The sequence below is a fragment of the Dactylococcopsis salina PCC 8305 genome (assembly GCF_000317615.1).
In the GTDB taxonomy this organism is placed as follows: Bacteria; Cyanobacteriota; Cyanobacteriia; order Cyanobacteriales; family Rubidibacteraceae; genus Halothece; species Halothece salina.
Genome location: NC_019780.1, coordinates 1,912,073 through 1,931,581, shown reverse-complemented (window position 1 = coordinate 1,931,581; position 19,509 = coordinate 1,912,073). Strand labels below are relative to the sequence as shown.

19 protein-coding genes and 1 pseudogene are annotated in these 19,509 nt (G+C 42.7%); 5 read left to right on the top strand and 15 right to left on the bottom strand.

From position 1 onward, the window contains the following. Positions 1-214: 214 nt before the first annotated feature. On the top strand, positions 215-1,306 hold the full coding sequence (locus DACSA_RS09525; RefSeq protein ID WP_015229550.1) for a class I SAM-dependent methyltransferase: 1,092 nt from the start codon (positions 215-217) through the stop codon (positions 1,304-1,306). Between the two features lie 289 nt (positions 1,307-1,595). Here DACSA_RS09525 and DACSA_RS09520 read toward each other — a convergent pair whose 3' ends face one another. Further along, on the bottom strand, positions 1,596-3,083 hold the full coding sequence (locus tag DACSA_RS09520; protein WP_015229549.1) for a TM0106 family RecB-like putative nuclease: 1,488 nt from the start codon (positions 3,081-3,083) through the stop codon (positions 1,596-1,598). 100 nt (positions 3,084-3,183) lie between these two features. Between DACSA_RS09520 and DACSA_RS09515 the strand changes: the two genes are divergently transcribed. Then, entirely contained in the window at positions 3,184-4,314 is a 1,131-nt protein-coding gene (locus tag DACSA_RS09515) for an aminotransferase class V-fold PLP-dependent enzyme (protein ID WP_015229548.1), read from the top strand. A 192-nt stretch (positions 4,315-4,506) separates the two neighbouring features. On the opposite strand, the gene psbN is transcribed toward DACSA_RS09515, so the two are convergent. The 6 genes from psbN to DACSA_RS09480 form a co-directional block, all read right to left on the bottom strand. Next, positions 4,507-4,638, bottom strand: coding sequence for a photosystem II reaction center protein PsbN (psbN, locus tag DACSA_RS09510; protein WP_015229547.1), 132 nt, complete (start codon positions 4,636-4,638; stop codon positions 4,507-4,509). Between the two features lie 656 nt (positions 4,639-5,294). Then, positions 5,295-6,245, bottom strand: coding sequence for an NAD-dependent epimerase/dehydratase family protein (locus DACSA_RS09500; RefSeq protein ID WP_015229545.1), 951 nt, complete (start codon positions 6,243-6,245; stop codon positions 5,295-5,297). Between the two features lie 338 nt (positions 6,246-6,583). After that, positions 6,584-6,808, bottom strand: coding sequence for a photosystem II assembly protein Psb35 (gene psb35 / locus DACSA_RS09495; RefSeq protein WP_015229544.1), 225 nt, complete (start codon positions 6,806-6,808; stop codon positions 6,584-6,586). A gap of 80 nt (positions 6,809-6,888) precedes the next feature. Further along, positions 6,889-7,380 carry an acyl-CoA thioesterase gene (locus tag DACSA_RS09490; protein ID WP_015229543.1) on the bottom strand — a complete coding sequence of 164 codons (492 nt, stop codon included), beginning with the start codon at positions 7,378-7,380 and terminating at the stop codon, positions 6,889-6,891. A 2-nt stretch (positions 7,381-7,382) separates the two neighbouring features. After that, complete coding sequence (locus DACSA_RS09485; protein WP_015229542.1) at positions 7,383-7,928, bottom strand: gamma-glutamylcyclotransferase; 546 nt, start codon at positions 7,926-7,928, stop codon at positions 7,383-7,385. 38 nt (positions 7,929-7,966) lie between these two features. Beyond that, complete coding sequence (locus DACSA_RS09480; protein WP_015229541.1) at positions 7,967-8,158, bottom strand: heavy-metal-associated domain-containing protein; 192 nt, start codon at positions 8,156-8,158, stop codon at positions 7,967-7,969. A gap of 155 nt (positions 8,159-8,313) precedes the next feature. On the opposite strand from DACSA_RS09480, the gene hemH reads away from it, so the two are divergent. Next, entirely contained in the window at positions 8,314-9,477 is a 1,164-nt protein-coding gene (gene hemH / locus DACSA_RS09475) for a ferrochelatase (RefSeq protein ID WP_015229540.1), read from the top strand. A gap of 11 nt (positions 9,478-9,488) precedes the next feature. Here the strand turns inward: hemH and hxpB are convergent, their stop codons facing one another. Then, a complete protein-coding gene (hxpB, locus tag DACSA_RS09470) occupies positions 9,489-10,145 on the bottom strand; it encodes a hexitol phosphatase HxpB (RefSeq protein WP_015229539.1) in 657 nt (218 codons plus the stop codon). Positions 10,146-10,330: 185 nt separating this feature from the next. On the opposite strand from hxpB, the gene DACSA_RS09465 reads away from it, so the two are divergent. Next, complete coding sequence (locus tag DACSA_RS09465; protein WP_015229538.1) at positions 10,331-12,013, top strand: glycoside hydrolase family 13 protein; 1,683 nt, start codon at positions 10,331-10,333, stop codon at positions 12,011-12,013. A 62-nt stretch (positions 12,014-12,075) separates the two neighbouring features. Here DACSA_RS09465 and DACSA_RS21480 read toward each other — a convergent pair. The 7 genes and pseudogenes from DACSA_RS21480 to DACSA_RS09435 form a co-directional block, all read right to left on the bottom strand. Next, a pseudogene (locus DACSA_RS21480) lies at positions 12,076-12,207 on the bottom strand (DUF4126 family protein); the annotation flags it as partial. Between the two features lie 49 nt (positions 12,208-12,256). Next, the gene (locus tag DACSA_RS09455) at positions 12,257-13,336 is read right to left on the bottom strand and encodes a PIN/TRAM domain-containing protein (protein ID WP_015229536.1); all 1,080 of its coding nucleotides are present in this window, start codon (positions 13,334-13,336) and stop codon (positions 12,257-12,259) included. Between the two features lie 134 nt (positions 13,337-13,470). Continuing rightward, positions 13,471-14,238: a 4'-phosphopantetheinyl transferase family protein gene (locus DACSA_RS09450; RefSeq protein ID WP_015229535.1), complete on the bottom strand. Its 768-nt coding sequence runs from the start codon at positions 14,236-14,238 to the stop codon at positions 13,471-13,473. After that, a complete protein-coding gene (locus DACSA_RS09445; protein ID WP_041235416.1) occupies positions 14,239-14,481 on the bottom strand; it encodes a hypothetical protein in 243 nt (80 codons plus the stop codon). 217 nt (positions 14,482-14,698) lie between these two features. Continuing rightward, positions 14,699-14,842, bottom strand: coding sequence for a hypothetical protein (locus DACSA_RS19735; RefSeq protein ID WP_156800750.1), 144 nt, complete (start codon positions 14,840-14,842; stop codon positions 14,699-14,701). Positions 14,843-14,884: 42 nt separating this feature from the next. Continuing rightward, positions 14,885-16,606, bottom strand: a complete 1,722-nt coding sequence (locus tag DACSA_RS09440; RefSeq protein ID WP_015229534.1) for a diflavin flavoprotein — start codon at positions 16,604-16,606, stop codon at positions 14,885-14,887. A gap of 532 nt (positions 16,607-17,138) precedes the next feature. Continuing rightward, positions 17,139-18,863 (bottom strand): diflavin flavoprotein, encoded by a 1,725-nt coding sequence (locus DACSA_RS09435; RefSeq protein ID WP_015229533.1) that lies wholly within the window; start codon positions 18,861-18,863, stop codon positions 17,139-17,141. A gap of 134 nt (positions 18,864-18,997) precedes the next feature. On the opposite strand from DACSA_RS09435, the gene DACSA_RS22105 reads away from it, so the two are divergent. Next, positions 18,998-19,159 (top strand): hypothetical protein, encoded by a 162-nt coding sequence (locus tag DACSA_RS22105; RefSeq protein ID WP_232225053.1) that lies wholly within the window; start codon positions 18,998-19,000, stop codon positions 19,157-19,159. Positions 19,160-19,509 lie beyond the last annotated feature (350 nt).

The window sequence follows — 19,509 nt, the reverse complement described above, 5'->3', positions numbered from 1 at the left end:
CAGTTCCCCCAAACTTGGGGGTTAGGGGGCGAAACTTCCAGTTCCCCCAAACTTGGAGGTTAGGGGGCGAAACTACTTTCGCTTTTACTGATTGCTGTTGGGTTTCGCTTCCCTTCACCCAACCTACTTTATCTTAGGGGGCGGATATTCAATGATTGCTATAATAATTTCTAAGCAATCTTAACAAAACTATACAGTACCTAAGAAGCGGATTATGGACTCCACAGCATCTTCTAACCAACTCGATCGAGCTTTAAATCCTTTAACCAAGTTAGCCTATAACACCTTTCAGCAAAGTAAGAACATTTTCGCCTTCACTCATAAAACCATTAGTTCTCGCATCACCAGTTTAGCCCTTCCACAACAAGAAGAGGAAGTTCAATCCTTACCCCCAGACATATTAAACCAGGTGCGGTTACGCTTGAATCAATTGCTAGAAACAGACTGGGAAGAAGCCGAAAAAGGAATTTATCCCACTGACTTACTTTTTGACAATCCTTGGGATGATTTTTTCATCTATTATCCGATGGTCTGGTTAGATTTGCCATCGATTTGGGATCGGATACAAAATAAACGGTATCAGGAATTTTCTCCAGACATTGACACCGAAGGCTATCCCCAATATTATCTGCAAAACTTCCATCATCAAACCAATGGTTATCTCAGCGATTTATCCGCAAACTTGTATGATCTACAAGTTGAATTATTATTCAATGGAGCAGCAGACGCGATGCGGCGACGGATTTTAGCCCCCTTGAAACTCGGATTAAGAGAAGTGGCTTCTTTCCATTCTTCAGAAACCAAAGTTTTAGATGTGGCTTGTGGAACTGGGCGCACCCTTCGTAATATCCGAGGAATGTTACCCAAAGTTTCTTTACATGGAACAGATTTATCCCCAGCGTATCTCAGAAAAGCGAATCAACTACTATCAGAAATTCCAGGAGAATTACCGCAATTAATCCAAAGTAATGGCGAGAGTCTTCCTTATTCAGATCAGTTTTTCCATGGTGTAAGTTGTGTTTTTACCTTCCATGAATTACCACCCCAAGCCCGTCAAAATGTCATTAATGAAGTGTTTCGAGTGTTGAAATCTGGAGGCATTTTTGTCATTTGCGATTCGATACAAGCAATGGAAAATCCAGAGTTAATGCCAATGATGGAAAACTTCCCTGCAATGTTCCATGAGCCTTATTATAAAAGCTATATCCATGATGATTTAGGGGAAAGACTCACGGAAGCTGGTTTTATTCTCAATGATGTTCAAAACCATTTTGTCAGTAAATATTGGATCGCACAAAAACCATAAATATGATGTTATACCATTTCGGAAAAGTCGAGTTACAATAAATCCCCCCTAACCCCCCTTTGAAAGGGGGGAACAATGGGTTGGTGTGTAGTGCCAATTGTTGAAAATAGTATTAGTTCCCCCAACTAGACAACCATGTAGGTTGGGTGGAGTTTACGAAACCCAACACCAATTAGTCATTAGAAAACAAAGAACAAAGGACAAAAAAGTAGGTTGGGTAGAGACGTTCCATGAAACGTCTCCACGCGAAACCCAACACCAATTATAAGCAATTACCCTTCCTTTGATATTATTTATCTTTCCAAATTTGGCTAGAGGAAGATAAGAAATTAACTAGCCAAGTTTTGAGATGATAGGTAGCTCGACAGTCATCCTCGTTATAGCGGATAATTGTGTCTAAAAGAGCGCGATCGTACGTTTTTAACCATTGATCATACCAACAGACACATTGTTCGCCACTGACTCCTTTTTCTTGCCATTGAAACCCTAACCACTGCGCGATCGTTTTTAAGGAATAATTTTCAGTGGGAAGAATCAGAAATCGGGTGACTCGATCGTGTAGATCAACTAACCGTTTTTGTAGCAACTGTTCCTGTTTTCGTGAAGTATTATAAAGCGTAGCCAACCGTCTAATTGTTTCCGCCTCATATTTAGAATAATGGAAGATCGGAGCATAGGGATCAAGGAAAACTAAATCTAAAAACTGTTCCCAGATTTCTGCTTCTGCTTCTGGCGTTTTCGCAACTAAGGGATAAAATGTTTCGGTATTTTCTTCATAATCCACAATTAAAACACCGAGTAAATAGTCTAAATTTCGTTCTGGTTCAGCTTCAATATCAAAGTAAATTTCGCGAGGTGCAGTGGGAATTGTCTCTAAAATAGATGCGGGAGAACCTGATTTTAACAAAGGTGTTTTATAAAAGGTAGAAATCGCTTGTTTTTTGAGATCAGAAGCAATACTTTTTCCAAAATTGTCCGCTAATAACTGCTCATTTCCCTGTGCTAAACTCGCTAAAGAAGTTAACCCTAATTGCTTTAAAACTTCATAACGACTCGGTGTCACACCAGGTAACAAAGAAAGATGTTCTTGTTCTTGTGCCACCTCATAACAGAACCCTTGCCATTGACATAAACTGCAACGTTGTCGAGAAATAAATACCTCCGGTTCTTGTCGAGAAATTAACATTGCTAAAATCGCGGTTAAGGTTTCTTCCATGCGAGAAAGCCAAAGATTTAAGTTGACAGAATGTTCACTCCGAGACTTAAGAATTAAACGCGGATTAACTAATTCTGTTCCTTGAATCATTGACAAAAGTTTTCCTTGAAATGAAGCAACTAATTTATATTCTGGCTTCGGACGACGACCTAATTTAATACTCACTGCTTCGTATTGCCAATTCCCAAAAATAGAATCACCTGGTTGTTTAATTAATAAACTGGGAGTTGCCAACAAAGTTACCGTTTCCTGAACCGAAAACGGAATATTCCAACCCGATAAACCCGTTTGCCATAATACCCCATTCAGAATACAATCAACCCCTTTTTCCATCATTTCTAGTGTTTCTCGACCGCGATTCCTCCAGTCTTCGGAAGGGGTTTCCAGTTGATAATAGATAGTATTGTTTAGAATGTCTAAAACTTGATTTCGATTTTCTTCTCGCAGTTTTAAGAGAAATTCTCTGGTTTCTTCCTGTTCACTAGGATCACCATAAAAATCTAAAAAGGGGCGACGATTACAACGTTTATAATCTAAAAGGACAATATCACTTAACAACATTATTGATGGGTTAGGGGCGAAAGAATATAGGAGTGAATAACTTTTGATCTTAGGGCAAGAAAACCGTTAGGCTAAAAGGGGACAATGCTGGAAATTAAACATGGGTTGGAAACAGAAAGGTTATTTTAATTTTGGTGGACAAGGGCCACTATCACCGCAAACTTTGAGCGCGATCGAGCAGGGATATGATAAAATCCAAGAACAGGGGCCTTTTTCCCAAGGGGTTAATGCGTGGTTACAGGAAGAAAGCGCCAACACCCGTCAGGCGATCGCGCAGGAGTTAGGAACAACCCCAGAAACGATTACTCTCACAGAAAATGTCACCGTTGGCTGTAATATAGCGTTATGGGGACTGAGTTGGCAAAAGCAAGATCATATTCTTCTCAGCGACTGTGAACATCCTGGGATTATTGCCACCATTCAAGAAATTGCCGATCGTTTCGGAATTAACTATTCTACCTGTCCGATTATGGACACTCTCAATCAAGGTGATCCAACGGCGGTATTTAAACAGCATCTGCGAGAGAATACAAAGTTGGTGGTGTTATCTCATTTGTTGTGGAATACTGGACAGGTGCTTCCCTTAAAAGCAATTACGGAAGTCTGTCATCAACAGGGAGTAAAAGTCTTGGTGGATGCGGCGCAGTCGGTGGGATCATTACCGTTAGATTTACCCCACACTGACGTTGATTTTTATGCCTTTACTGGACATAAATGGCTATGTGGTCCGGCGGGCGTGGGTGGGTTGTATATTTCCAAACCGAGTTTTAGTGATTTGCGTCCTACGTTTATCGGTTGGCGTGGGATTAATCTGGATGACCGAGGAAAACCTGTGAGTTACAAAGAAGATGGACGGAAGTTTGAGGTGGCGACGGCCGCTTATCCTCAGTATATGGGATTAACAAGCGCGATCGAGCAACATCATCAATGGGGAACTACTACCGAACGTTATCATAAAATTTGTGAATTAAGTAAAATACTGTGGGAACGCCTTTCTAATCTCAAAGGGATTCATTGTTTACGCACCTCTCCCCCAGAAGCGGGTTTAGTCTCCTTTCAGTTAGAGAACATTTCCCATAAACCCTTTGTCACCGAATTAGAAAAAGAGGGGTTTCTCTTACGAACGTTAGCTGATCCTGATTGTATTCGCGCTTGTGTGCATTATTTTACCACTGTCGAAGCGATCGAAGCCTTAGTGGAAACCATTAAGACCAAACTTTCATCAGGCTAGGGAGAATCCCCCCTAACCCCCAGGGCTGTTTCATTATGAATGAAATCAAGGGAGGCAGGGAGATGGGGGAGACAAGGGAGACAAGGGAGATGGGGGAGATTTCAGGACTCTTTTTGAAAGGGGAGAATCCCCCCTAGCCTTTGAAAGGGGGGGATTACCCGACATTAAAGAGTCTTTTCCTAGAAAGAAGTGTTAATCCTCGTGATCTTCAAATGGATCACTTAGTTCCGCAGAAGGAGGACCAAAAGAAAGGTAGAGAGAATAACCGGTTACAGCTAAAACAATCGCGCCAATTGAAAGGCTAATTACTGTTGCAGATTCCATAGGTATGATTAAAAATGAGAGCTATCATTTACAATTGTACATATTTCTTCGCGCATTCTCATCAATCTAGCAAAATGCTTAACTCCCTTCCCCAGAATTGGGGTGAGGGGGCAAATTCCCCCAGAATTGGGGGTCAGGGGGAAAATTCCCCCAGAATTGGGGGTCAGGGGGAAAATTCCCCCAGAATTGGGGGTGAGGGGGCAAATTCCCCCAGAATTGGGGGTCAGGGGGCAAATTCCCCCAGAATTGGGGGTCAGGGGGCAAATCCCCCCAGAATTGGGGGTCAGGGGGAAAATCCCCCCAGAATTGGGGGTCAGGGGGCAAATCCCCCCAGAATTGGGGGTCAGGGGGAAAATCCCCCCAGAATTGGGGGTGAGGGGGCAAATTCCCCCAGAATTGGGGTCAGGGGGAAAATCCCCCCAGAATTGGGGGTCAGGGGGAAAATCCCCCCAGAATTGGGGTCAGGGGGAAAATCCCCCCAGAATTGGGGGTCAGGGGGAAAATCCCCCCAGAATTGGGGTCAGGGGGAAAATCCCCCCAGAATTGGGGGTGAGGGGGCAAATCCCCCCAGAATTGGGGGTGAGGGGGCAAATCCCCCCCAGAATTGGGGGTGAGGGGGCAAATTCCCCCAGAATTGGGGGTCAGGGGGCAAACATTTAATAATAATTCCTTTGCATCCACTCCCATTCCTGAGTTAATCCCGTGAATAAATCCACTTGGGGATGATAACCTAGTATTTTTTGCGCCTTACTAATATCTGCTGCAGTGTCTCTCGCGTCTCCAGTGGCTTTCGGGAGATAATTTCGATCGATGCGTTTCCCCGTCACCGCTTCCATCTTCTCTAAAACCTGAGTCAAAGAAACCCGACTCCCACCACCGATATTAAACACTTGTCCCACCGCTTCCGCCACCGATCCTGCTAAAAGGTTAGCCTCGATCGCATCCTGAATGAAAGTAAAATCACGAGTTTGTAACCCATCACCATAGATCGAAATAGCTTCCCCTTGTAACACCGCCTTAAAAAACTTATGAAACGCCATATCAGGGCGTTGTCGGGGACCATAAACGGTAAAATAACGTAACGCCGTCGCTGGCACACCAAAACATTGATGATACTGCCAACATAATTGTTCTGCTGCTAACTTAGTAATCCCATAAGGAGAAACAGGTTGCGGACAAGTTGATTCAGGAGTCGGTAATTGTTCCGCATTCCCATAAATGGAAGAACTAGACGCATAAACCAATCGCGTTAACTGTGGTGCTTCCTTTGCCGCTTCTAAGATAACTTGTGTCGCGTTGAGGTTGCGTTCTGTGTATAAGGAAAACGTTTGACCCCAACTCGCCCTTACTCCCGCTTGTGCGGCTTGATGAAACACGACATCCACATCGGCTAAAAGTGTTGTCCAGTCTAGATTAAGAATATTCTCTTCAATTAACTGAAACCGAGAATCTGCCAAAGCGTTGGAGATATTCGTTCGTTTTTGTTTCGGGTCATAATAATCGTTAAACTCATCAATTCCGATTACTGTTTTCCCCTGTGCGAGTAAAGCATCCACTAAATGAGAGCCAACAAAGCCCCCAGCCCCTGTAACAATACATTTTTCCATATAATTTTATTACGATAAATTTGCAACCCCCATAAAGCGTGACCAGTGATCAGTAAGCAGTAAATTAATAATCGATCAATCTTTCACTTTTACTGACTAATTAAGTTTAAGAACTACTGGTACATGGTAACTGCTTGGTGTTGGGTTTCGCTTCTCTCCACCCAACCTACTTTTTCTGTGGGGAGTTAGGGGGAATTCCCCCCTTACAAAGGGGGGTTAGGGGGGATTCCGCCATACTGTGAGGAGTTAGGGGGGATTCCCCCCCTTACAAAGGGGGGTTAGGGGGGATTCCCCCCTTACAAAGGCTACCCTCGCAGGTTTTGACTATATCTTGAAGTTTAAGACTTATTTTCTGATTCTTCGTCCTGTTTCGTATCAACTTCGGGAACCCAGTCGGGACGATCTTGTCCTTCCCAACCAGCAGGACGTTTAGAATTATACCAAGCGATCGAGCCGATCGTAACCGCCGCGATAAACCCAACAACATAAACCGCAGTAAAGGAAATGGGTAAACTGCCACCAGCTTCTGTTGCGGCTTCCGCTTGCATTAAAATATTTATCATTTTTTCTTATCTCCAAATTCTATAAGGTGCATCTTACCAAATCATCTTAGGAGATTAGTCTATCTACAGTGCAGTTTGTTCTAATTTTGTAATTTAACTAAAATATCCTTGACAGTCGGCGGTAAACTCCGCATAATCTTTCCTTGTTCTCGATCGACCGCCACTAGAGTAACTTGTGCGGTGAGATACTTCGTTTCTCTGTCTAAAGATTGAACTTGGTAATCCCAGTGCATTCTCACCCCAGACATTTCATTCATTCTTGTGCGAATAATCGCGTCATTCCCTAAGCGTAAAGGGGAGTGATACCGCAAAGAGAGATCAACCACTGGTAAATCGCAACCTAGCGCCACTAATTCACTGTAGTCTAAGCCTAGAGAACGCAGATATTCAATTCTTGCTTCTTCCAACCAGTGAATATAAGTTCCATGCCAAACCACTCCCATGTAATCGGTATGATGAGGATAAACTCGAATCCCATACTCAAACCAATTGTCAGTGCTGGCATGAAGAGAGTGATCTGGCTCGATCGCATCAGATGGGGGGATTTGAGAAGGATGATCAAATTGTGCCACAGCTATTTTCCCAGAAATTCATTCCTTTGTGATATTTTATCGGTACTCTCATATTTTTGACGCAAGTTATACATTTGATAGAACAACTGCCAACGATAATCTTCTGGCAAGCCGCAAGTGGTCGCACCGCGCAAGACAACATGAAAATACCATTCATTCGGCGGAATTTCTTGGGGTAACTTATTCACTACCGTATAGGTGCGAACGCCGTGATACCATTTCCCCTGACATTGAACGCTCACCGCTTCTCGTCGATACCCTTGAGTAGGAACTTCTTCTCGAATGTCTAACGCTTCACTAAAGCGGTTTGGGAGTTGGTATAAAACGCCAATTACTGAAGCACTAGCATCAGGAACAACATCTAACACGCCACAATTGCGACGAGAGGAACGATGATAAAAACCGAGACGATAATGGGGTAAAGTGGCGGGCGCGATAATATAGGGGTAAGCCTCCTCTTGTAACGTGCGTTTGAGATCAACGGGACACATACAAGAGCCATAGGCGAAATAATAGAAGGTTTCTGAGCGAAAGGGAAATTGCTCCATAACTCAAGAATTAAGCTCAATCTGAACTAATGTTAATTTTACGCTGCACTATGCCCAGCGGCGGTAATCATGTCTTTCACGGCGGCTTCTGTGGCGCTGGTTTCCACGTTAACAATTTTATTCTCTACATCCACATTCACCTGAGCATTGGGATCATGGGTTTTAATCTCATTGGTAATGGCTTCGGCGCAACCTTCACATTTGATTGTGGGAACATTCAGAGCGATCATTCTTGTCCTCTCCAACATCTAAAATGGTACAATTCCATCCTATCAGGGTTTTTCAGGGAATTTCTGATGCTTCTTGCAAGATTAACTCAATTAGCAAGATATTGTTAAACTTAATAAAGAAACTGAAAAATTAAACTTTATCAACAATACTTATTATGGGTCGAGTCGGGGTTTTACTGCTTAATCTAGGTGGACCGGATGAATTGGAGGATGTTCGTCCTTTTTTATACAACTTGTTTTCTGATCCAGAAATCATCCGTTTACCTGTATCTTGGTTACAGAAGCCATTAGCTTGGTTAATTTCTACCGCGCGATCGCGCAAGTCTCAAGAAAATTATAAACAAATTGGGGGCGGTTCTCCCCTACGCCGAATCACAGAGGAACAAGCGCGGGCGCTGAAACAACAATTGGAAGCGGAAGGACAAGACGCACGGGTTTATGTGGGAATGCGCTATTGGCATCCATTTACAGAAGAAGCAGTGGTTCGCATTAAACGAGATCAATTAGAAAAACTCGTCATTCTTCCGTTATATCCTCATTTTTCCATTAGCACCAGTGGGTCAAGTTTCCGCATTCTCGAACGCATTTGGCAGAAAGACCCCGCGTTACAAAAAATTCCCTACACGGTCATTCCGTCTTGGTATGATGAACCCGCTTATTTACAAGCGATGGCGAATTTAATCGCCCAAGAATTAGATAAGTTTTCTCAACCAGAACAGGTGCATATTTTCTTTAGCGCCCATGGTGTTCCCCTCAGTTATGTGGAAGAGGCGGGTGATCCCTATCAATACGAGATTGAGGAATGCACTCGTTTGATTATGGAAACCCTCAACCGTCCTAATGATCATACCCTCGCTTATCAAAGTCGAGTCGGTCCGGTAGAATGGCTAAAACCCTATACAGAAGAGGCGATCGAAAATTTAGGGAAACAAGGGGTAAAAGACTTATTAGTTGTTCCCATTAGTTTTGTTTCCGAACATATCGAAACCCTACAAGAAATTGATATTGAATACCGAGAATTAGCAGAAGCCTCTGGGATTGAAAATTTCCATCGCGTTCCCGCCTTAAACACGGATGCAACTTTTATCCAAGCCTTGACAAATTGCGTGGAAAATGCCTTAGAGTCGCCCGATCGAGGCTTTGCGGAAGTTACTCCTTTGAAGAAAAATCTAAAAATGTATCCCCAAGAACGTTGGGAATGGGGAATGACAACCACTGCTGAAGTTTGGAATGGTCGTTTAGCGATGTTAGGCTTTGTAGCGTTGATGATTGAATTAATTAGTGGTGCGGGTCCCTTACATTTTGTTGGGCTACTTTAACACTTTTGCGATCAATTGATCAATTCGATCAAAGCCGTTTTCGCTTCTAGCAAGGAGGGAAACATCTGATCAGCAATCACAAATCTAGGATCAGGTTGTGGGTAGCCTTCTGGAATCGCAAAACAGATCATTCTCGCAGCTTTGGCGGCTAAAACCCCATTGAAGGAGTCTTCTAACGCCAAACAATTGGTTGCTCTGACTCCGAGTTTTTCTGCTGTGCTAAGATAAACCGCAGGGTGAGGTTTTCCATACTTTTCCGCCGTTGCTGATTGCATCACGGTAAACTTATCTTGTAAGTTTAAGCGTTTGATGACAGCTTCAATAAGAACATAATCAGAAGAGGAGGCTAAAGCTAAAGGAAGATTGGTCTCTTCTAAACATTCAAATAAAGGATAAACGCCTGTTTTGGCGACTCCTTGAGTTTCGATTAATTCAACTACTCTTTTGACAATTTGCTGGGCGATTTCTTCTTGAGAAGGCTCTTCCCAGGGATGACGTTGATACCAATAATTAACGACTTCATCAATTCTTAAACCCATTGTTTGTTCACACAATTTAGAAGTCAAATTTAGTCCCACTTTGGCAAAAATTTCTATTTCCGCTTGTTGCCAAAACGGTTCAGAATCTATTAGTAATCCGTCCATATCAAAAATAATTGCTTGTAGCATAATTGTTATTTAGTTTAAGAGATCAGTAAAATTGTAAACCAATTTAAAAAGTATATGTTACATCTTGTAGGGTGGGCATTGCCCACCCTACGGTCAATGAGCGATTTTCCATTCAGATCGTTTACGGTAAAATTAGTTACAGTAAAATATAGGAGTAAATTAGTATAGGTTCTCCTCAAAAAAATATGTTTACAAGACAACCTGAATGGTGGAAAGAAAGTGTCATTTATCAAATTTATCCTTTAACCTTTGCTGATGGGAATGGAGATGGGATCGGCGATTTACAGGGAATTATCCAACGGTTAGATTACTTAAATACGGGTAAGGATAAACAAGAAAATGCGTTAGGAGTAGATGCGATTTGGTTATCTCCGATTCATCAATCACCGATGTTTGATAATGGTTATGATGTCAGTGATTATTATGATATTTGTCCAACTTTTGGGACGATGGATGATTTTAAGTTACTCCTAGAAGAAGCGCATCAACGAGACATAAAAGTCATTCTGGATTTAGTCATTAATCATACCTCGAATCAACATCCTTGGTTTTTAGAAGCGCGATCGAGCCGTTATAATCCGAAAAGTGATTGGTATTTATGGCATGATCCGACACCCGATGGGGGTATTCCCAACAATTGGTTATCCTATTTTGGAGGAATAGGTTGGACGTATGACGAACAAAGACAACAATATTATTATCATGCTTTTAATTCTAATCAACCTGATCTCAATTGGCACAACCCAGAAGTAAGGGCGGCGATTTATGAAATTATTCGCTACTGGTTAAACTTAGGTGTGGATGGGTTTCGTCTCGATGCGTCTAGTGTTTATAGTCAAGATAAATACTTTCGGAATAATCCTGTAAAATTTGGAGGTAGCGAAAAAAAATACAAAGATCAATATCATATTTATGACAAAAACTTACCCGAAAACCATGAAATAATCCGAGAAATTAGAAGTATTATTGATGAATATGATCACCGAGTTTTAATTGGGGAAACGTTCATAGATAATCGTCTTTATGATTCTGTGATTTTTCATGGCGCAAATAATGATGAGTTACATCTTCCCCTGACGTTTGAGTTTCCTTTAAGTCCTTGGTATCCAGGTTATTTACAAAGAGAAATTGAGAAAAAAGAACGTTTAACTCCCGCCGATGCTTGGTCAGTTTATTTCCTCAATAACCATGATCTCCCTCGCCATCTTTCTCGTTGGTCAGAATGTAGTTTATGCTTTGATACCACCGCCATTGCGAAAGCCTCAGCAACAATTCTGTTAACGGTTCGCGGCACTCCTATTTTATATTATGGGGAAGAATTAGGAATGATCAACCATGAGAATATTCCCTTAGAACAGGTGCGAGATCAAGCGGCAATTAGTTGTTTAGATGAGGAATGTTTACCGTCTAGAGATGGCACAAGAACCCCGATGCAATGGGATACTTCAGCACAAGCAGGGTTTAGTTTTGGGAAAGATATTACCCCTTGGTTGCCAGTACATGATAATTATAAAACGGTGAATGTGGAGACAGAATTAACGGAAAAAGATTCGGTTTTAAGTTTCTATCGTCAGTTAATTGAATTGCGGAAAGAAAGTGAAGCGTTGCGGAAAGGAAGTTGGACACCACTGATTAATTATCCCTATGAACATTTAGCTTATTTACGAGAAACAGCAAGGGAAACCATATTAGTGGTGATTAATTTTTCTTATGAAAAGAATTTCGATCTCGATCGAGCGATTCCTGCTAAAAATTGGGAAGTTTTACTCTCGACAAGTTTACAAGTTGGCGAAATTATTGCCTTACCGAAATTGCTACAACCCTTTGAAGTTTCGATTTTTCGTTACCATCAATCACCTGAAAATTAATCCTTAATTTTACTGGTTTTCCATTTTTTCCAAGCAGTAGAACTGCGAATCGCTAACCAATGAAGTTGGTTCAGGAGTGGAACATTAGACCAATAACTGCGACTCTCCATAAAACCAATGATTAGCAAAGGGAGAGCAATTCGCATTCCTGCGGCTGCTGAAATCGCAAGAATGGCTAGGATACCAGTAAGCATAATAATGAGTGAGTAATTGATGCAATGCTTACAATAAGACTAAATGATTCTAAGCAATGACAGAAGTTTCAGGTTTAGCAAAAATCATTCTTCCTGCAGAAGTTTGTAAGGCAGAAGTAACGACAACGGGTAACTCTCCTCCTACATATTCTTGTCCTTCTTCCACAACGACCATTGTTCCATCTTGAAGATAACCGACTCCTTGTTCTGGTTCTTTCCCTTGTTTGAGGATTTTTAATTCGAGGGTATCTCCAGGCAGATAAATGGGACGCATTGCTTGCGCTAAGTCGTTGATATTCAAAACTGAGACTTTCTGAAGATCAGCGACTTTATTTAGATTGTAATCATTAGTGAGCAATACGCCGTTAATGTCTTGAGTAAACCGCACTAATTTTGCATCGACGGTGTAAATATCATCATAGTCGGAACGATTGATAACAATGCGTTCAGGATATTCTTGTTGCATTCGCTTGAGGATATCTAAACCTCTGCGTCCGCGCACTCGTTTTTGGTCGTTGGCTGTGTCAGCAAGATTTTGTAATTCTTGTAACACAAATTGCGGAATAATCATTTGTCCTTCAATAAATCCTGTGTTGAGGAGTTCTTCAATGCGTCCATCAATAATGCAACTGGTGTCAAGAACTTTGGTGGTTGCGGATTTTAATGTTCCTTCTGCGACTAAAATGGATTCCATACTGTTGGGATTAATCAGCCGCAAGAAAGTGCGACCGTGCGTGTCGGCGAGGGTAACGCCCAAGAAACCAAAAATCACACTCCCTAAAATTGCGGTTAGGGGTTTAATAAAACTCAGTTGTTCGGGGATGGGAAATAGGAAAATCGGTGCTAACATCAAGTTGGCGATTAATAGCCCGATCGCTAATCCCACCGAACGAGTTAAGATTACTTCAATGGGAGTTTCTTGAGTTTGCTTTTCTAAGCGACGGTAAGAGGTTTGCGCGGTGAGACCCACTGCTAAACCAATTATGGCGGTAAAACTGCCAATAATCCAGCGTAAAGCCTCGATATTGGTGACAGAGGCTAAAGCAGAATCTGGGAGTAAGTCGATACTACCAAAACCGAGACTAGCGGCAATGGTGACGAATAGGATAACGATGATGACATCAATCATGGGTATTGTCCAAAATAATTAAGATTGAATTGTCCATCCTTGTCTGGGATGGTAAGTGCGAAACTTGCTACATTATTATATCTTTGCTGTTCTTAGTTTCTATTGTGAAGGTTTTTGTTTTGATTATGTCTTCCCTAAGATGGGAATTCTAAGGTTGGGTTTCGCTTGTTTTTACCCAACCTACTTGATGAGATGAAATTGATCATTGGTCTCGTTACGCCAAAACTAGCCACTGTAGCGATATAGTCGGGTTGAGGGGTAAAAGAATATAATTTAATCTTTTCTTGATTGCTGACAATATCAAATTGATTAGAATCAGTGGCAGATACGGTAAGCTCTATATTTTGCAGTCCTTTTAATCCTTCTCCTGTTGCTTTCAAATAGGCTTCTTTTGCTGTCCAAAATTTTAGAAACGTTACGGTTTGCCGATGAGGAGGTAGCGCGGTAATATGGGCGACTTCTTTCGGGGTAAAAAAGCGTTGCGCTAGTGATAAAACTGAGGGTAAAGGACGGATGATTTCTAGGTCAATTCCTACGGCTTGTTCAGAAATGGCGTATAAGGCTAAATTATGAGAGTGGGAAACATTAAATTGTAAGCAAGTCTGGTGACAACTGGCGAGGATTGGTTTTCCTTGCGGAAGATAGGTAAATTTGATGTTTTGCGGTGCTACATTAAGATAGTGAGCAAGGATCGATCGAAGTTTTCCTCGTCCTGCGAGAAAGCGGGTTTGATCTTCTGCTTTCACCAAGCGATTCGATCGTTCTCTCTCCTCATCACTCAGAATTGCCCAATATATTTTTTCTTCTTCGGGAAAAATATCTAAATGAGTTTGCCAAATATCAATAATGGGTTTTCTTCCTCCAATTGCATGATTTAACTCTGTAATATCAACTTCGCTCAATCAATGATAAAAAGTAGGTTGGGTGGAGACGTTCCATGGAACGTCTCCACGCGAAACCCGACACCAATTATAAGCTAAAAGACTACTGGCGCTGAGACTCAATAACATCGGTAATAAGGGAAGCCAGATACCGAGGAAAAACAGAAGCCAAGTGACACCATAAACTGTCATTCCCACCGCGCCAGTAACGATGATGCGATTGACTAGACGAGAGACAGTAAGCCCGATCGCGCCGCCTGTCAAGCCGAAAACACAGATTAAAAGTGAATCACGTCCCCATCATTTGTTGGGTTACTTTTCAGGGAAATAATCATGATCACCATCGAGAAAGTTCTCCAGAAATGGCTTTGATTCGCGGTGAAGAAAGAAGGCATTTGGAAGGCGCGATCGCGTACTTTTTCAGCAGACCCTAAGTAGCAGGGGATTGTTGGGTTACGTTTCTCTACACCCATTGCAGTGATCAGTGATCAGTGACCAGTGACCAGTGATCAGTGACCAGTGACCAGTGACCAGTGACCAGTAACCAGTGACCAGTAATCAGTGACCAAATAACGAATAACAAATAACAAATAACGAATAACAAATAACGAATAACAAATAACAAATAACGAATTCCCCCAGAATTGGGGGCTAGGGGACAAACTGCTTAATAATGCGTTCCAGAATTGCGATGATGTACCGCCGTTACTTTCTCGGCTTCTAAAACTTTTCCAGTCTTAGCTACGCCATACACTAACCAATGATCGCCGCCTTCCATGCGGTTTTCCACTCGTAATTCAATGTAAGCGAGTGCTTGCCTTAAAATTGGACAACCGTTTTCTGCTTCCTCAGTTTCAATGGAAGCGAATCGATCTTCCCCTGGAGAATAGTTTTTCATAAACTGTTTTTGCAGTTGCTTTCCTGCCGCCCCTTCTGGGAGAATGTTGAGGACAAAGGGGCTTCCTACGTGCATTAAAGACTCGATCGCGCGGTCTTTTGCTACAGCGACAGTTAACCCTGGGGGAGAAAAGGTTGCTTGGGATACCCAAGAGGCTAACATTCCACTCAGCAATTCTCCTTGTTTAGCTGTCACCACACATAACGCCCCAACCACACGCCCTAACGCCTGTTCAGTTCGCGCGGCTTGAGAATCATTTACGCCTTGACGGAGGGTTTGTCGCTTCTGTTTTCGCTTCAGTTTTTGGGCGAAATCGGTTGCAGCTTCTTCGCAGTATTTTAAGATGCTATCAGTGGGCTTGAATTTAACCCGAATCGGATCAAACCCGAAACGAAACCCTGCGTCTTTGATTTTTTGTTCTAAGATGTCGATCGCTTCTCCACTCCAACCGTAAGACCCAAAGACCCCTGCTATTTGTCCTTTATCAGCATGGGAAAGAATCACACCTAAAGCGGTTTGAATCTGGGTGGGGGCGTGTCCGCCTAATGTGGGTGAACCAATGATAAATCCGTCGGTGGTTTGTAGCACGGTTTTAATGCTTTCTGGATCAGTAAATTCACAATTGACGGATTCGACGGCGACTCCTGCTTTGGTGACTCCTCGCGCGATCGCGTTGGCGACGGTTGCCGTGTTACCATAAGCAGAGGCATATAAGAGGGCGATTTTACTGGCTTGTTGTTGTTGCTGATGAATCCACTCTTGGTAAGCATTGGTTAACTCTTGCAACCCATAGCGCACGATCGGACCATGACCCGTTGCATAGATTTTCGCTGATTTCCCTTGCAACTTTTCTAAAATCCCTGCGACTTGATTGGCATGAGGCGCAATGAGACAATCGAAATAGTAGCGTCGATCTTCTTGATAAACTTGCCAACCTTCATCAAAAATTTGTTCGCCGCAAACGTGCGCCCCAAAAAGTTTATCAGTAAAAAGAATGTCGGTTTTTGGGTCATAAGTACATAATTGATCAGACCAACGAGGGGTAGGGGTTAAAAGAAATTCTAACTGATGACCGTTTCCTAAATCGAGGGTTTCTTCTCCTTTAATCACGATATAGTTCGGAACAGTTTCTTCTAAGAGTTTTTGTAGCGAAATTGCAGCAGGATTAGAACAAACTAAGGTGAGATCGGGATTGAGTTTTAATAATGCTTTTAGGGTTTCCGCACGATTGGGGTTAACATGACCGAGAATCAAATAATCAATTTCAGAGGGAGAAATACGCTGTTGTAAAGCCTGAAGAAAGATATCCGTAAAGGATTGTCCTGGAGGATCAAAAAGGGCAGTTTTTTCCCCTTGAATCAGATAAGAGTTTGCGGTTGTTCCTCGTTTTAAACCATATTCAATTTCAAATTTTAGCCGTTCCCAAGTGCGAGAACGATAGACCGTTGTTTCGGATGCAATGGGAAGGACTTGTGTATCTCTCGGTTGCATAATTCTTATTTTATTAATGATTTTTGCAAAAGCATTGGTGTTAGGTTTCGCTGTATTCCACCCAACCTACTCCTAGTTCCCCCCTTTCAAAGGGGGGTTAGGGGGGATAAACTCCGATCATCGCATGGGTGTTGGGTTTCGCTGTACTCCACCCAACCTACTCCTAGTTCCCCCCTTTCAAAGGGGGGTTAGGGGGGATAAACTCTGATCATTGCATGGGTGTTGGGTTTCGCTGTACTCCACCCAACCTACTCCTAGTTCCCCCCTTTCAAAGGGGGGTTAGGGGGATAAACTCTGATCATTGCATTGGTGTTGGGTTTCGCTGTACTCCACCCAACCTACTGCTTATAGTTGGTGTTGGGTTTCGCTGTACTCCACCCAACCTACTGCTAATCATCGCTACACCCAACCTACTGCTTATAGTTGGTGTTGGGTTTCGCTTCCCTACACCCAACCTACTCCTAGTTCCCCCCTTTCAAAGGGGGGTTAGGGGGGATAAACTGTATCTTGCTTAGAAAAGGGGGAAACAGGGTTAATAATGGTTACCAACTTTGCGGTGATGGACTGCAGTTAAGGATTCGGGTTTGGAGACTCGTCCTTGAGTGATTTTGCTATAAACGATCCAATGATCGCTGCATTCCATACGGCTGATGACTTCACATTCTAAATAAGCTAAAGCGTCTGTCAGAATGGGAGAGTTGTTATTAGCGGTTTGCGTGTTGACTCCTTCAAATCGATCGGCGCCGGGTTTAAATCGCTTGAGGAAATGTCTCATTAAATGGTGATAATTGCCTTCTTCTAAAATGTTGAGAACAAATTGATCGCCCACTTGCATTAAAGCCTCGATCGCGCGGTCTTTTGCCACTGCAATGCTGATGCCAGGAGGATCAAAACTAGCTTGGGCTACCCAAGAGGCTAACATGGCGCTTTTTAATTCTCCTTTTTTCGCGGTAATAATGTAAAGTCCCCCACTTAAACGCCCCATTGCTTTGTCTAAGTCGCTATCAAGGGATTTCATTTGTTTAACGGTTTTTTCCCGTTGCAACCATTGTCCTAAATCGGTTCCTGCTTCTTCACAGAGTTTATAAGTGCTTTCCCTTGGGGTGTCAGTAATCCGAATTGCGGGGAAAACTTCTTTTAAGCCTAAGTCAGAAAAACGGGTTTTAATGGTGTCGATCGGTTCATCATCATCCCCATAGGATTCAAACACCCCGATCGCCTGTTTAGAAGAAACGGAGGCGAGAATTGTTCCTAATGTGGCATTGGTGTCTGTGGCTTTCTCCCCACTCGCTGGCGGCATTCCCACGACGATCGCGCTGGATCGTTCCACTAATTCTCGCACTTCTTGCTGATCTGCGGCGCATAAGTCCATCATTTCTACGTTAATCCCCGTTTTGGTAATCCCGTAAGCAATGGCTTGAGAGGTGCGATCGCTGTATCCGTAATCAGAGACATAAAACATCGCAACGGTTTTTTCTCCTTTGGTTTTGTTCTCACTCCAGTTGCGATATCGATCGATCAATTCTTGAACGTTGTACTGTAGAATCGGACCATGACCGTTGGCGACGGTTGACACTTCACCGAGTTTTTCCATCCGTTTTAACGCCGACAGCACCGATCGAGCGTTGGGACCCATCAAACAATCATAATAGAACCGATAATCGGGGGCGATCGCATCTAAATCGGAATCTAACAGATCATCGCTACAATAGTGCATTCCAAAGACATCACAGGTAAATAAAATCTGCGTTCCCCAATCATAAGTCAACATGGTATCGGGCCAATGTAAATTCGGGGCGTTCACAAATTCTAATTGATGACCGTTTCCTAAATCCAACTGTTCGCCAGTTTTTACTACTTGACGTTCAAAAGGCTGATGAACAAACCCTTCTAAAAACTGAATTGCGACTTTACTCCCGACAATTACGGCTTGCGGGGCGATCGCCAAAACATCTTTAACTAATCCACTGTGATCGGGTTCAGTGTGACTAATCACTAGATAATCAATTTTAGTAGGATCGATTAATGCTTTCAGTTGGGATAAGTATTGATCACGGAACTTTTCGTGAGAGGTATCGACTAACGCTGTTTTCTCCCCTTGAATGAGAAAAGAATTGTAAGTCGTTCCATTTTGTAACCCAAACTCAATGTCGAATCGATCGCGATCCCAATCTAAACAGCGAATCGCAGTAGTGTCGGAAGTTAGATTTGCTGTTTGTAGGGTTAAACGCTTTTGTTTTACGGGAGTTGCGACCATAACAATTGCTTCCTGTTTTTATATTAAATTTTGTTTATATTCTCAGTATCTCACACTGCAATCCGTTGTAAATTTCCTAAATTATTTAGACAAATTCTGATCCCCCCCCTTACGAAGGGCAGGGCTGTTTCATTATGAATGAAATCAAGGGAGGTAGGGAGATGGGGGAGACAAGGGAGACAAGGGAGATGGGGGAGATTTCAGGACTCTTTTTTCTTATGAAAAAGCCAAAAAGTAGGAAAAACGTCTCGATCGAACGTACCGTAAGAGGTTCAGGCGATCGCATTCAATTTTGACCCCGAGAATGAAACAGCCCTGCTTACGAAGGGGGGTTAGGGGGGATTCCCCCCTTACGAAGGGGGGTTAGGGGGGATTATATGGGGTTAATTTTGGAAAATCATACCTATCATTTGACATTCTCATCTTCTTCAGGAGGAGAAGAATTAGTTAAGGTTTCCACTTCGTCCATCGTTTCGATCGGATCGGCTTCTTCAGATTTTTTAATATAATTAGGGTTTCCTGAATAAAACTGAAACCTTTACCCAATGAGGCTTTAAGGCTCTTAACCCCTCAAAAAAGTGCAAGGAAATTGACGCTTCGGCTTCGCGAGCGCGTCAACACCGAGCGCAGTCGAGGTGTTGAACGC